Source organism: Vreelandella halophytica, assembly GCF_968193635.1.
The window spans coordinates 3,489,354-3,502,996 of the sequence record NZ_OZ309107.1 but is presented as its reverse complement, the minus strand read 5'-3'; the positions used below and the strand labels follow the sequence as shown (position 1 = coordinate 3,502,996).

Sequence of the window (13,643 nt, the reverse complement as noted above, 5' to 3'; positions counted from 1 at the left end):
GCCAAACAGTCGGGTCAGTCGTTGGGGCATCTAATGAATCCTTTGAAAAGCGATGAGCGGCGCGCCGCCTTCCGGGTCGTCCACCAGGCGGGCATTCACGGCAAATAGCGTGTTCATGAGCGCCGGGGTGAGCACCTCGGTGGGCGTGCCGAGGGCCACGATGCGCCCGGCCTTCATGGCCAGCACCCGATCACAATGCAGCGCGTGTTGCAGGTCGTGTAGTGCGACGACGGCGGTGATCGGAAGCCGCCGAATGAGTTCCAGTATGGCGAGCTGGTGGTGAATATCCAGGTGGTTGGTGGGTTCGTCGAGCAGCATCAGCTGGGGCGTTTGCGCCTGGGCCCGGGCGATGTGCACGCGTTGGCGCTCGCCGCCGGAAAGCGAGCTCCACTCACGGTGGGCCAAATCGAGCATTTCGACCGCGTGCAGCGCCTGGTCGACGGCGGCTTCGTCCGCGTCGCGCCAGCCGCCCAGCCGCCCAAGCCAGGGCGTGCGGCCAAGCTCGACCGCGTCCCGGGCGGTGATGCGCTCGTCGGTGTCGGCCTGCTGGGCCACCAGCGCCATGCGCTGGGCAATCTGGCGCCGGCTCATGCGGGCAAGCGGCGTGCCGTTGAAGCGTACCTCGCCCTGGGCGGGCGTCAAAAGCCCGGCCAGCAGACGTAGCAGGGTGGATTTTCCCGCGCCGTTGGGGCCGATCACGCCCAGCGTCTCCCCCGGGTGAATATCGAGGTCCACGCCCTCGACGATCACCCGCCCCTGGAGCACCCCGCTAAGGCCGCGGGCGCTGAGCAGCGGCGGGGGTGAAGCGGTCGGCGTCTTCATCGCCGCCCCCGCACCATCAAGTAGGCAAACGCCGGGGCGCCGACCAGCGCGGTAATCACGCCGATCGGCAGCACCTGGCCGGGGATCACCACCCGGGAGACGACATCGCAAAGCACCATGAACAGCGCCCCGCAGAGCGCGGTGGCGGGCACCAACTGGCGGTGACGCACGCCCACCAAAAGGCGGCAGGCGTGAGGAATCACCAGGCCCACGAAGCCGATTGCACCGGTGATCGAGACCATGACCGCCGTGACGAGCGCGGCGGTGCCGATCAAAAGCGAGCGGGTCAGCCGCAGATTCACGCCTAATGAGGCCGCGCTTTCCGCGCCGAACGCGAAGGCGTCCAGCGCGCGCACCTGGCTAAGCGCCACGCCAAGGCTTGCGACCGCCACGGGCAGGGCAAGCCAGGCATCCGGCCAGCGCACCGCAGAAAGATTGCCCAAAAGCCAAAACATGATGCCGCGGGCCTGCTCGGCGTTGGCCGAGTGGGCGATGATAAAAGCGGTCAGCGCGTTGAAAAGCTGCGCCCCGGCGATGCCGGCCAAAATCAACACCCCCGCGCCTCGGGTGCCGGGGCCGCTGCCCGCCATGTGGGCGAGCAGCGCCACGAAGCTGAACGCGGCTAACGCGCCGGCAAACGCACCCATCGACATCGAGATCATGCCCGCCCCCACGCCGGCGACGGTCACGGTGACCGCGCCGGTGGAGGCGCCCGCGGAAATACCCAGCAGGTACGGGTCGGCCAGGGCGTTGCGTAAAAGCGCCTGTAAAATCACCCCGGACACCGCCAGCCCTGCGCCGCAGCAGGCGGCGACCGCGGCGCGCGCCATGCGGTAATGCCACACCACGGCTTCATCCAGGCTATTGAGCGGCTGGTCGGTCAGGCCGGTCTTTTTGGCCAGCACGTCGAGCACGGTGGAAAGCGGAATGCGCGTTTCGCCGACCGCGGCGCCGATAAAAAGCGCGGCGAGCAAACAAAGCGGCATCAGCCAAACCCAAGTGGCGGCGGCGGGGCGCGCCGTTTTCGCGCGCATCAGAGCGCCAGGTCGAAATCGGCCAGGTGCTCGACCAGCGTCTCGAGGGCGAAAATGCTGCGTATCGAGGGGTCCATGGCGTGGGCGTCGATGTCGATCACGCGCTCGCTTTGCACCGCGTCGAGCAGCCCGGTCACCGGGTCGCTTTGTAGGTAGTCGCGTTTGGTGGCCAGGTCGTCGGCGGGGAAGCGGCGGCGCTCCATGCGTGCGGCGGCGATAAAGGTAGGGTTGGCGCGGGCGATGTGCTCCCAGCCCACGCTCGGCCACTCCTCTTCGATGCTCACCACGTTGTCGATGCCGAGGGTGCTCATCATCCAGTCCGGTACGCTGTTCACACCCGCCACGTAAGGGTCGCTACCCAGCTGTGCCGAGGAGTACCAGAACACGCCGCTGGCATCCTTGGGCAAGCTGAGTGCCTGGGCGGCCTCGATCGCGGCGGTTTCTCGCGCCTTGAGCGCCTCGATGGCAGCATCGCCGCGCTCTGATACATCGAACATACGCGAAAGCGTCGCGATGGCCTGATACACCAGCGCCGGGTCGAAGAGCGTGCGCCGCGCGCCGTCCATGCTTTGGACGTTGTCCTTGCCCTCGCACTCGGTAGGCAGGGTCCAAAGCGCCACCCCTGCGTCGTCGAACATCTCGGGCGTGCCCACCACGCCGGCCGGCCCGACCATCCACTCAAAAGCGGAAATCACCAGGTCTGGCTCTTTGTTGATCACGCTTTCAAAACTGGGCGCGTCGTCGGAGAGGCGCTCGACGCCGGCATTCGCCTCGGCAAACTCATCGAGCACCGGGTTGACCCAAAGCGAGGTGCCGACCATTCGTTCTTCGAGGCCGAGCAGATAAAGCATTTCCGTCGCCGCCTGGCCGATGGTGACCACCCGCGCCGGCGGCGCTTCGAGGGTGATGGCATGACCGCAGCTTTCAAGCGTGAGCGGGTAGTCGGTGGCCGCCAGGGCAGCCGGCGCCGCGCAAAGGCCCAAAAGGGCCGTTGCGTTACGTAATGTCAGCATCATGTACACTCCCGTGCATGATCCGCGGCCGCCTGGGGCGCCGTGGTGAGTGAAGAGTCGTCGGCAGTTCTCCTGACTGACGGGTCATGGCTAGCTCACCTTCCCGGACGTAGCGTCCAGTGGTCTCTCGAGCGTCGCTCGCCGCCTACAGTTGCGGGGGCAGTTCCGGTTCGCGGCCAGGCCGCTTTGGATTCTCTATTAAGTTTCCGAAGAAACACCGACGCGCGCTATTCTAGAGAGCGCTCCTGGGCAGGGCAATTGCTCATTGCGTCAGGCGCCGCCCGCCCTTTACCCAGGGTTTGGGCTTGCCTACGCTTACATGACTGTCAGGGAGAACGGCGATGACTAGAATGGCGAATGCATCTACCACGTTGAGCGCAAAACGCTCGCTTTGGGCGGCGGTGCTGGCGGGCATCGGGGTCATGGCGGCCGTCGATGAAATCGTCTTCCACCAGCTTTTGCAGTGGCACCACTTTTTCGACTTCTCCACGCCGGCCTTCGGCATTTTGTCCGACGGGCTGCTGCACGCTTTCGAGCTGCTGGCGGTGGTGGTGGGGGTCTTCATGCTGCTGGATCTCTCCCAGCGCCAATGTTTGAGCATTGCCTGGGCAAAAGCGGGCTTTTTTCTGGGGATGGGCGGCTTTCAGCTCTTCGATGGCTTGATCAACCACAAGGTGTTGGGCCTGCATCAGATTCGTTACGGCGTGGACCCGCTGATGTACGACCTGGTATGGAACGCCTTCGCCCTCGTCTTTTTGCTGGTCGGGGTGTGGTTTTTCCGGCGCGCCCGGTCAAGCGCCGCGCGTTAAATGCACGCCCACGCCAACCCCCACGGCGCGCTGCTGGATTGGCTGCCCTTCGCGCTGGTCGTCCTCGTCACGCTGGTGTATCTGGTTGCCGCCCAGGGGCTTCACCGCCGGGCGTTCTGGAGCCGCAAGCGGTGCGGCTTCTTCGTGCTGGGCAGCGCGCTGCTAGGCGTGGCTTTCTGGCCCTCGCTGATGAACTGGGCACACCACGACCTGACCGGGCACATGACGCTGCATCTTTTGATCGGCATGTTCGCGCCGCTTGCCTGGGTGTTGGCCGCCCCGGTCACATTGCTGCTCAAAACGCTTCCGCAGGCGGGCGGCAAGGTGGTAGTGGCGCTTCTTCACAGCCGCTTCATTCGCTTGATCGCTCATCCGGTCACCGCACTGTTTCTCAACGTGGGCGGCATGTACGTGCTCTATATGACGCCGCTCTACGCCGCTTCGCTTGAAAGCCCGACGCTTCACTACGCCATTCACCTGCATTTCCTGCTGGCAGGTTATCTTTTCTGCTGGGCGATCCTCGCCGAGCCCGACACCTCGCCTCACCGGCTCAGCCTGCGCTTTCGCCTCGGCGTGCTGTTCGCCGCCATCGCCACCCACAGCCTGCTTGGCAAGCTAATGTATGCTCAAGGCTTGCCCCAGGGCACCGGCCACACCCTGGAAGACGTGCAAGCCGCCGCGCAGCTGATGTACTACGGCGGCGACCTGGCCGAGGTGCTGCTGGCGGTGGTGTTGATGACGTTTTGGTTGAGACGGCCGGTGGGGCGGCGAGAAGAGATAGGGGGAAGAAAGATGGTGCAAGGGGGATAGTGTGGCTGTCAGCCTGTTGGAGTGACCAGGCTGACAGTTATCTTAAGTTTAAGCTATTGTTCGGCGCTTATGACCCCAGAATGGAATCCCGGTCAGCATTGGCACGCTCTTCTGCCCGGTCACGGGCCGCTTCGAAGGCGTCCAAAAAGCTTTCGCCGTCTTCGCCAAACGTCTCCAGGTACCACTCCCTGACAGGATCGGCCAGGGCGCGAAACTCTTCCATCTCTTCTTCGGTCGGCGTGTAGATCTCGCCTCCCGCTTCTTCCCATTTGCGGTAAGCCTCCAGCTCCTTGCGTGGCTGGATACCAAACTGAACCGTCGCCATCATCGCCGCACCATCGGCAACGACACGCTGTTGCTCGGCCGTTAGCGATTGAAACTTCTGGTTCCCCATGAGCCACATGGCCGCCATGTACGCATGGTTATCCATGGTCATGTGCTTGATGACTTCCTGGAAGTTCATGTTGGTGATGTCTGAAATCGAGTTGAGCGTGCCGTCGACCACGCCGGTTTGCAGGCCGGTATACACTTCAAGCCAAGGCAGCGGGGTCGGCGATGCGCCCATTTCTCTGACCATGAGCTGCTGGATTTCCGACTCTATCGTGCGAAAACGAAGCCCTTCGGCATCGCTGGGCGTGCGAATTTCACGCTCGCCGTTGACGATGTTGCGCCAGCCTCCGGTCTGGGTCATGGACATCAGGCGGATGCCATCGTTACTGGCCTTGAGAATCTCATCGCGTAAAAAGCCGGTAAATTCCGGGTCGGTGAGCATGTTCATCGCCGCCCGGTCATCGGGGAACGTGTAAGGAATGTCCAGGCCCTGAATCGGGGGGTAAACCGAGGCGACGCCACCGGCCGTCGCCGTGTAGATGTCGACGATGCCTGCCTGCATGGCTTCGAAACACTCGTTGGCCGAGCCACATAGCTGCGCGCCGGCAAAGATATTGACGTTGATGTCGCCGGCGGTACGGCTCTCCACGTAATTTTTGAAGACCAGCGCCGCGTCATACTCCTGGTCTTCTTCGTTGGCGAGAAACACCAGATTGAGGTCGGTGGCGTGCGCCAGGGTTGACGTGAAAAGCGTGCCCCCGACTAGCAGCGTGGCGAGCGTTTTACCGGCGTGTTTCATGGACATTGTCATTGTTCTCCTTGGAGTTTTATTACGGGTCAAGCGACATAACCAAACATTCTGGGTAGTGCCAAAATGAGGTCAGGGATATAAACCAAAGCGAAAAGGATCGCGATCTCGACAAAAAATAGCGGCAGCATCTCCCAGGCTATTCTCTCGATACGTTCCTTACTGATACTACTGACCACAAAGAGGACCAGGCCCATCGGTGGCGTTATGAGCCCCATGATCAAGGTGATGCTCATTACGACAGCAAAATGGATGGGCTCAACGCCGACACCGATCATCACGGGGGCCAGGATGGGGCCCAAAATCAGAATGGCGGGGCCGGCATCCATGATCGTGCCGACGGCCAATAGAAAAACCACGACCAGAAAGAACAGAATCCGCGGATCGTCGGTAACGGAGAGGATGAAGGCGCTTACGAGTTGCGGCGTGCCTTTCAGGCTGACCAGCGATGCAAACGCGACGGCCGCCCCTACCAGCAGCAGAATGACCGCTGAGTTCAAGGCAGCTTTACCAAACAGACGGGGAAGCTCTTTGAAGCTGATTTCACGGGTCACGAAAAGCCCAAGAATCAATGCGTAAAAGGCAGCAACGGCCGCGCCTTCCGTGGGCGTAAAAATACCGCCCACGATACCGCCGATAAGAATGACCGGCGTAAGAAGCGGCATGAAGGCGGTCACGAATGCCTGCCACTTCTCTTTCCACGTGGCTTTACGAAGCGGCTCCGGGAACTCCTTGAAACGGGCCATGATGGCAATCGTGATCATGAGCCCTAAACCGATCAGGATGCCCGGCACGATGCCGCCCGCAAACATGCCCGCCACGGAGACGTTCATGATGAACGCATAAAGAATGAAGATGCCGCTGGGCGGAATAATGCTGGCAATGACCGCGGATGCGGCGGTGATCGCCGCCGAGAAACGGTTGGTGTAACCCGATTGGCGCATGGCCGGGATCATCACGGACCCCATGGCGGATGCATCCGCGACTGCCGAGCCTGAACCACCCGCCAGCATGAGGGAGGAGGCAACCGAGACCTGGCCAAGGCCGGCTTTGCGGTGGCCAATAAGCGTTTCGGCAAAACGCACGATACGCGCGGTGACCCCGCCCGCTGTCATCAGCTCGCCCGCCAGAATGAAGAAGGGCAGCGCCATCAAGGGGAAACTATCGATACCGGCAAAAAGACGTTGGAATAAAAGGTTGAGAAAGACCGGCCGGCCTTCCAACAGCAGACTAACGCCTGGCGCAAAAAGCATTAGAAAAACAATCGGCATGCCCGCGATTAAAAGAAAGAGGAATACCCATAAATAAGCAAAGGCCATGGTTATACCTCGACGTTGTCGTTATCAGCAGACGTTTCATGCCTGGCTGGTAAATGGATGTTGAAAAAGAGGCTATATGCCAAACGCAGGACGCGTTCAAAAGAGCTTAAAGCCGTGAGAAAAAAGCTTAAGGGGAGGACGTAGTAAACGATCGACATGCTAATGCCAAGCGATAGACTCGCGATCGTGGCACCTCGGTCGATACGGTCAAAGCCGAGTTTGATACACCAGATCAATACCGCCAAAACACATAGTTCGAGCAACAACTGCAAAAGGCGCCATAAAAAGGCATCTTTAAACCAGTCCGTCACTATTTCAAGGCTTGCGTTGAGCCCTTGGCGATGGGCGGCAGGAAAGAACAAAAACGCCATCCATACCATCATGAAACGCGCCAACTCCTCCGTCCATCCGAAGCTGTCGCTGAGCACGTAACGGAAAAAAACGTGGGTAATCATGATACCCAGCATGGCGGCCAGCAGAAGCGTTGCCATATATCCCGCCCAGCGTGTTGTTATCCCGTTTATACGATCAAGTAGGGCGATGAACGTGGGCATTGCCGCCTCCGTAAGGCAGTTAAGCCTCCTTTGGGAGGTTGCCTTCTTCTTTGTAGTAGTAAAGGTGAGCTTTTGATAGCGTATCTCGTAGCGCTGCGAAAATGTTAGTGATGCCCCTATAGACTGTCAAGCAAACCGGCGCCAGTTCGGGGCTGATAGGCTTAGACATAAGTCTTATATATGGAAAATAACCCACTTATAGTTCGTTAAGATTATGATTTTAATTTATTATTACTATCGTTTCGATGGCTGGTCCAGTCATCGAGTTGACAGCTCTAAACGCCGAACGCTATATTTTCGTAGCGCTACGAAAATATAATAAAAAGGGAAGCCATCTTATAAACGCCCGTTACGACCTAAAGGCATACGACGTGACAAAACAACAGCGACGCAAGATCGAAGAGCTGCGCAGCCAGCGCTGGTACGACTCCCAGGATATGCGAGGGTTTGCGCATCGCCAGCGAACCCAGCAAATGGGCTTGCGCCGCGATGAGTTCATGAACAAACCGGTCGTTGGCATCATCAATACCTGGAGTGACTTGAGCCCCTGCCACGCGCACCTGCGGGATCGCGCCGAGGCGGTCAAACGGGCGGTGTGGGCGAGCGGCGGGTATCCCGTCGAGCTGCCTGCCTTGTCGCTGGGGGAGGTGCTCGTCAAACCCACCACGATGCTTTACCGCAATTTTCTGGCGATGGAAGCCGAAGAGCTGCTCCGCTGCCACCCGATCGACGGTGTGGTCCTTTTGGGCGGCTGTGACAAGACCACGCCCGCTTTGCTGATGGGCGCCATCAGCATGAATATACCGGCGATATTCTGCTCGGCCGGCCCCATGCTCAACGGGAAATGGAAAGGTAAAACGCTGGGTGCTGGCACCCATACGCGTAAATATTGGGATGAGTTACGCAGCGGGAATATTACCCAGGAAGAGTGGATCGACCTGGAGTCGCGAATGACGCGCTCCAACGGCACGTGCAACACCATGGGCACGGCCTCGACCATGACGTCGATCATCGATGCGATGGGCCTTAGCCTGCCGGGTGCCTCGAGCATTCCAGCGGCGGACGCCGCGCATACCCGCATGGCGTCCGAGTGTGGTAGCCGTATCGTGGAGATGATCTGGGAAGATCTTAAGCCCTCCGATATTCTGACCCGGGATAACTTTCTTAACGGCGTCAAATGCTATATGGCGCTGGGTGGCTCGACCAACGCCGCGATTCACCTCATTGCGCTGGCCCGCCGCGCCAACGTCGAGCTCACCCTGGACGACATGGACACGGTCGCGCGTCAAATTCCCGTTTTGGCGAATATCTTCCCGTCAGGCAACCACCTGATGGAAGACTTCTATTACGCCGGGGGGCTACCCGCTCTGCTGCTGCATTTGAGCGACCATCTAGCGCTTGGGACGGCCAGTGTCAGCGGCCGGACGCTGGGCGAGAACCTGCAAGAAGCCGAGTGCTACGACGAGAATGTTATTCGCCGCCTGGACAACCCGGTCTGCGACGGTGCGGCGCTGGCCGTACTGCGCGGTAACCTGGCGCCGAGAGGTGCGGTCATCAAGCCAAGCTCCGCCGATGCCAAACTGACCCGCCATCGTGGCAAGGCGATCGTGTTCGAAAACCACGCCGATATGGTGGCGCGTATCGATGACCCGGATCTGGACGTGACGGCGGACAGTGTCCTGGTATTGCGTAGCGCTGGCCCCAAGGGGGCGCCGGGTATGCCCGAGTGGGGTGCCCTGCCGATTCCCAAGAAGCTATTGGCTCAGGGTGTCAGAGACATGCTGCGCCTGTCGGATGCCCGCATGAGCGGCACCCACTACGGTACTTGCGTGCTCCACATTGCGCCCGAATCCGCCGTTGGCGGGCCGCTGGCGCTGGTGCGCAATGGCGATGAAATCGAGCTGGATGTCGCCGACCGGCGCCTGGCGCTTTGCATCAGTGATGAAGAGCTCGAAAAGCGCCGCCAGGCATGGCGCCCCCCCAGCCCGCGTATCGATCGCGGCTACACCGCCATTTATCAGGAGCATGTCACCCAGGCCGATCAGGGCTGCGACTTCGACATTCTGCAAAACGGCCAGCGCCAGCCAGAGCCGGAAATCTTTTAAGGAACAATTCCAATGACGACACTTCCCAAGAACACGTTCAAACAGTGGCTGAGTGAACCCGGCAAGGTGCCCGTAGGCACCTGGTTGATGACGGCAAGCCCCAATGTAGCCGAAGCCATTGGCTGGGCGGGTTTCGATTACGTCGTGCTCGACATGGAGCACGTCCCCATTGGTATCCCCGAGGCGATCGCCATCATGCAGGCCGTCGCGGGCACGCCGACTGAGCTCGTGGTGCGCCTTCCCTGGAACGATCCGGTCATCGTCAAGCGGGTGCTCGACAGCGGCGCCCAGACGCTGATGTTCCCCTATATCCAAAATGCCGAGGAAGCCTCCCAGGCGGTGTCGTCGACACGCTATCCCGGTAAAGGCAGCCGCGGCGTGGCGGCGGTTCACCGCGCCAGCCGCTACGGTACGGTCCCGAACTATTTGCAGGAGGCGGGCGAAGAGATCGCGGTGATCCTGCAACTGGAAACTCCCGAAGCGCTGGCGGCCATGGAAGACATTGCCGCGGTGCCGGATATCGACGGATTCTTCGTGGGCCCGGGCGATCTTTCCGCAGCCATGGGACACATTGGCGATATACGCCACGCCGATGTCCAGGCCGCCATCAAAGAGGCCGTAGAGAAGAGCCAGCGGCTGAACTTGCCCTGCGGCATCGTGGGCGCCGACCCTGAACTGGTGGGCCAGTACCGGTCGCTGGGCTTCGGTTTTGTCGCCGTGGGCTCGGATATGAGTCTGATGATGTCGCGGGCCAAAGAGTACGTGGGCGCTCTCAAGGGCGGCGAGGTGGATACGGGCAATAGCGGCGTCTACTGACGCCATCGCCGTGTGGGCGTCCGCCGCGACACGATGTTTTGTCATCTGCAACCGAGATTCGAGAGTGACCATGATGGATACTTCTTTCACGACGGTTCTGCCCGCTCAGGCCCTGCTTGGCGAGTGCCCGGTATGGGCGGAAGACGAGCAGGCGCTTTACTGGGTGGATATCGAAGCCCCTGCCCTGAATCGGTTTGACCCGGCTAGTCAGCAGAACCAGCAGTGGTCGATGCCGGAAAATATCGGCTGCTTCGGGCGCCGCCAGGGGGGCGGTTTCATTGCAGGGCTGCGTTCGGGAATATGGCTGCTGGACAGCGAAGCGCAATTGGAGCACTGCGTAGCGCGCCCGGTCGAGGATACCTCGATCAGCCGCTTCAACGATGGGCGTGTCGACCCTTGGGGGCGCTTTTGGGCGGGCACCATTCATGAGCCCCGGGACGTACCGGCCGCGTCGCTTTTCCAGGTCGATGCAGGGCTCCAATGCCATCAAATCGCGGGTGATATCAAGGTCTCCAACGGGGTCGCTTTCAGCCCGGACCGTAGCTGGGCCTACCATTCGGATACGCCTAATCACGTGATTTACCGCTACCCGCTGAACCCGGAAACCGGCGACGTCACCGGTCCGCGGGAAGTGTTTCACCGCTTCCCCTTTGGTAACGGGCGCCCGGACGGGGCGGCGGTCGATAGCGAAGGCTATTACTGGTCCGCACTTTACGAGGGCGGCCGGGTGGTGCGGTTATCGCCGGCGGGGGAGATCGTGGCCGAGTACCCGCTGCCCGCCCGCTGCCCCACGATGTGCGCGTTCGGCGGGCCGGATTTAAAGACCCTGTATGTTACCTCGGCCCGCCAGGGGCGCTCGGCGGAGGAGCTCGACCAATACCCCGAGTCCGGGAATCTTTTTGCCATGCGTGTAGACGTGGCAGGGCAGAGCGAGCCTCTGTTCATTGGCTAGCCCTGGTGCTGGCCTTAATTCGAATAACGTTGAGGATCACATGATGTTGAAACTAAACGATGCCACTTTACTGCGTGAGGCGTGCCTGATCGGTGGTGAGTGGGTGGGCGCTGATAACAATGAGGTAAGTAACGTCACCGACCCCTCAAACGAAAGCGTACTGGGCCAGGTACCGCGCCTGGGCGAAGCCGAAACGCTACGCGCCATCGATGCGGCCGACGCGGCCCTGCCTGCCTGGCAGGCGATGACCGCCAAGGCGCGCGGCGCGCTTTTGCGGCGCTGGCATGATTTGCTTCTCGAACACCAGGAAGACCTGGCGGCACTAATGACCGCCGAACAGGGTAAGCCGCTGGGCGAGGCGCGCGGGGAGATCGGTTTCGCCGCCAGCTTCTTCGAGTGGTTCGCCGAAGAGGGCCGGCGTACTTACGGGGATGTGATCCCGACACCGCAAAGTGACCGCCGCTTACTGGTCGTCAAGCAGCCCGTCGGCGTGTGCGCCGCGATTACGCCCTGGAACTTCCCGGCGGCGATGATCGCCCGCAAGGCCGGGCCAGCGCTGGCAGCAGGGTGCACCGTCGTCATCAAACCGGCGGCGCAAACGCCCTATTCGGCGCTTGCCATGGCGGAGCTTGCCATGCGGGCGGGCATTCCGGCCGGGGTGGTCAACGTGGTCACCGGGGAGGCACGTGCTATCGGTAAAGCCATGACCGAAAGCCCGAAAGTGCGCAAGCTCTCTTTCACCGGCTCCACCGCTATTGGCAAGATGCTGCTCAAGCAAAGCGCCGATACCGTCAAGAAAGTGTCGATGGAGCTCGGCGGTAACGCCCCGTTTATCGTGTTCGACGATGCCGACCTTGAAAAGGCCATCGAAGGCGTCATGCAGGCGAAATTCCGCAACGCCGGGCAGACCTGCGTGTGTGCGAACCGAATCTTCGTGCAGGCCGGTATCCACGATGCCTTTACCAAGCGCCTTGCCGAAGAAGTCGCCAAGCTCAAGGTGGGCCCAGGCCACGAGGACGGGGTCGATGTCGGACCGATGATCGATGCATCGGCCGCTGACAAGGTGCTGGAGCAGATCGAGGATGCGCTCGCCAAAGGCGGCCAGCTCCTGCTGGGCGGGCAGCGCAAGGAAGGCAACTTCTTGACGCCGGCCGTACTGACCGGCGCGACGCCGCAGATGACCTGTTTTGGTGAAGAGACGTTCGGCCCGCTGGCACCGGTGTTCCGCTTTGAAAGCGAAAGCGAAGTGATCGCCCAGGCCAATGACACCGAGTACGGGCTGGCAGCGTATTGCTACACCCGCGATTTGAGCCGCGCCTGGCGCATGTCCGAAGCACTGGAGTACGGCATGGTGGGCATCAACAACGGCCACGTATCGACCTGTGAGGCCCCCTTTGGCGGTATCAAGCAATCGGGCCAGGGTCGTGAGGGCTCCTATCTAGGCATCGAGGACTACCTTGAAACCAAATATATCAACATGGCCATCGAGTGAAGCGCTCTCATGAATGATTATCGTGACGTGACGTATCAGTCGCTCAATGACAAGCGTGTGATCATTTCCGGCGGCGGGTCGGGCATCGGGGCCGAGCTGGTCAAGGCGTTTATTGCCCAGGGCGCTCGAGTCGCGTTTCTGGATATCGACACGGATGCCGGGGAAGAGCTGGTACGAACGCTTGGGCCTAAAGCTACGTTCCATGCCTGCGATATCCGGGAAATCGAGCGCTTGCAGGCGGTGGTGAAAGAGATCGAGGCAGCGCAAGGGCCCACGCAGATCCTGATCAACAACGCAGGGCTCGATGATCGGCACTCCATTGAGGACATTACGCCGGAGTACTGGGACAACTGCCAGGCCATCAACCTGCGCCACCACGTATTTGCCACTCAGGCCGTACTGCCTGCCATGAAGGCGGCCGGCACTGGCGCCATCATCAATCTGGGGTCCATTTCCTGGATGCGAGGGCGCCCCGGTATGGTGGGCTACACCGCCGCCAAGGCAGCGATCAATGGGTTGACCCGCACCCTGGCCCAGGAGCTGGGGGAGCACGGCATTCGCGTCAACTCCCTGGTGCCGGGCGCCATTCTAACGCCGCGCCAGGAGCGGCTTTGGCTGACGCCGGAAGTCAATCAGCGCTTTCTTGACCTGCAGGCGCTGAAATTCCGGCTTCAAGCCGATGATGTCGCGCGCATGGCGCTCTTTCTCGGCTCCGAGGAGAGCCGCGGCTGTACCGGCCAGAACTTCATCGTCGATGCAGGCCTGACCCTCAACTGATT

13 protein-coding genes and 1 riboswitch are annotated in these 13,643 nt (G+C 61.1%); of the genes, 7 read left to right on the top strand and 6 right to left on the bottom strand.

All coding sequences use genetic code 11. The features are described from left to right. Nucleotides 1-30: 30 nt before the first annotated feature. Genes ACWHXT_RS16260 through ACWHXT_RS16250 form a run of 3 tightly spaced genes read right to left on the bottom strand, consistent with a single transcriptional unit; the run spans nucleotide 31 to nucleotide 2,872 of the window. Entirely contained in the window at nucleotides 31-822 is a 792-nt protein-coding gene (locus ACWHXT_RS16260; protein WP_447956592.1) for an ABC transporter ATP-binding protein, read from the bottom strand. Then, nucleotides 819-1,856 carry a FecCD family ABC transporter permease gene (locus ACWHXT_RS16255; RefSeq protein ID WP_447894529.1) on the bottom strand — a complete coding sequence of 346 codons (1,038 nt, stop codon included), beginning with the start codon at nucleotides 1,854-1,856 and terminating at the stop codon, nucleotides 819-821. The genes ACWHXT_RS16260 and ACWHXT_RS16255 overlap by 4 nt, the downstream gene beginning before the upstream one ends. Then, entirely contained in the window at nucleotides 1,856-2,872 is a 1,017-nt protein-coding gene (locus ACWHXT_RS16250) for an ABC transporter substrate-binding protein (protein ID WP_447956591.1), read from the bottom strand. Before ACWHXT_RS16250 ends, ACWHXT_RS16255 begins: the two co-directional genes overlap by 1 nt. 42 nt (nucleotides 2,873-2,914) lie before the next feature. Next, nucleotides 2,915-3,106: riboswitch (cobalamin riboswitch) on the bottom strand. Nucleotides 3,107-3,210: 104 nt separating this feature from the next. Here ACWHXT_RS16250 and ACWHXT_RS16245 point away from each other — a divergent pair. Together ACWHXT_RS16245 and ACWHXT_RS16240 are read left to right on the top strand one after the other, a co-directional pair. Next, nucleotides 3,211-3,678, top strand: a complete 468-nt coding sequence (locus ACWHXT_RS16245) for a DUF2243 domain-containing protein (protein ID WP_447956590.1) — start codon at nucleotides 3,211-3,213, stop codon at nucleotides 3,676-3,678. Continuing rightward, nucleotides 3,679-4,488: a cytochrome c oxidase assembly protein gene (locus ACWHXT_RS16240; RefSeq protein WP_447956589.1), complete on the top strand. Its 810-nt coding sequence runs from the start codon at nucleotides 3,679-3,681 to the stop codon at nucleotides 4,486-4,488. Nucleotides 4,489-4,555: 67 nt separating this feature from the next. On the opposite strand, the gene ACWHXT_RS16235 is transcribed toward ACWHXT_RS16240, so the two are convergent. Genes ACWHXT_RS16235 through ACWHXT_RS16225 form a run of 3 tightly spaced genes read right to left on the bottom strand, consistent with a single transcriptional unit; the run spans nucleotide 4,556 to nucleotide 7,499 of the window. After that, nucleotides 4,556-5,623: a TRAP transporter substrate-binding protein gene (locus ACWHXT_RS16235; protein WP_447956588.1), complete on the bottom strand. Its 1,068-nt coding sequence runs from the start codon at nucleotides 5,621-5,623 to the stop codon at nucleotides 4,556-4,558. A gap of 32 nt (nucleotides 5,624-5,655) precedes the next feature. Beyond that, a complete protein-coding gene (locus tag ACWHXT_RS16230) occupies nucleotides 5,656-6,945 on the bottom strand; it encodes a TRAP transporter large permease (RefSeq protein WP_447956587.1) in 1,290 nt (429 codons plus the stop codon). Between the two features lie 2 nt (nucleotides 6,946-6,947). Beyond that, the gene (locus ACWHXT_RS16225; protein WP_447956586.1) at nucleotides 6,948-7,499 is read right to left on the bottom strand and encodes a TRAP transporter small permease; all 552 of its coding nucleotides are present in this window, start codon (nucleotides 7,497-7,499) and stop codon (nucleotides 6,948-6,950) included. Nucleotides 7,500-7,870: 371 nt separating this feature from the next. Here ACWHXT_RS16225 and araD point away from each other — a divergent pair, with 371 nt between their 5' ends. The 5 genes from araD (at nucleotide 7,871) to ACWHXT_RS16200 (ending at nucleotide 13,641) form a co-directional block, all read left to right on the top strand. Then, nucleotides 7,871-9,604, top strand: a complete 1,734-nt coding sequence (araD, locus tag ACWHXT_RS16220; RefSeq protein ID WP_447956585.1) for an L-arabinonate dehydratase — start codon at nucleotides 7,871-7,873, stop codon at nucleotides 9,602-9,604. Between the two features lie 12 nt (nucleotides 9,605-9,616). Then, the gene (locus tag ACWHXT_RS16215; protein WP_447956584.1) at nucleotides 9,617-10,420 is read left to right on the top strand and encodes an HpcH/HpaI aldolase family protein; all 804 of its coding nucleotides are present in this window, start codon (nucleotides 9,617-9,619) and stop codon (nucleotides 10,418-10,420) included. A gap of 70 nt (nucleotides 10,421-10,490) precedes the next feature. Further along, nucleotides 10,491-11,372 carry an SMP-30/gluconolactonase/LRE family protein gene (locus ACWHXT_RS16210; protein WP_447956583.1) on the top strand — a complete coding sequence of 294 codons (882 nt, stop codon included), beginning with the start codon at nucleotides 10,491-10,493 and terminating at the stop codon, nucleotides 11,370-11,372. Nucleotides 11,373-11,415: 43 nt separating this feature from the next. After that, nucleotides 11,416-12,864 (top strand): NAD-dependent succinate-semialdehyde dehydrogenase, encoded by a 1,449-nt coding sequence (locus tag ACWHXT_RS16205; RefSeq protein ID WP_447958059.1) that lies wholly within the window; start codon nucleotides 11,416-11,418, stop codon nucleotides 12,862-12,864. Between the two features lie 9 nt (nucleotides 12,865-12,873). Next, nucleotides 12,874-13,641, top strand: a complete 768-nt coding sequence (locus ACWHXT_RS16200; RefSeq protein WP_447956582.1) for an SDR family NAD(P)-dependent oxidoreductase — start codon at nucleotides 12,874-12,876, stop codon at nucleotides 13,639-13,641. Nucleotides 13,642-13,643 lie beyond the last annotated feature (2 nt).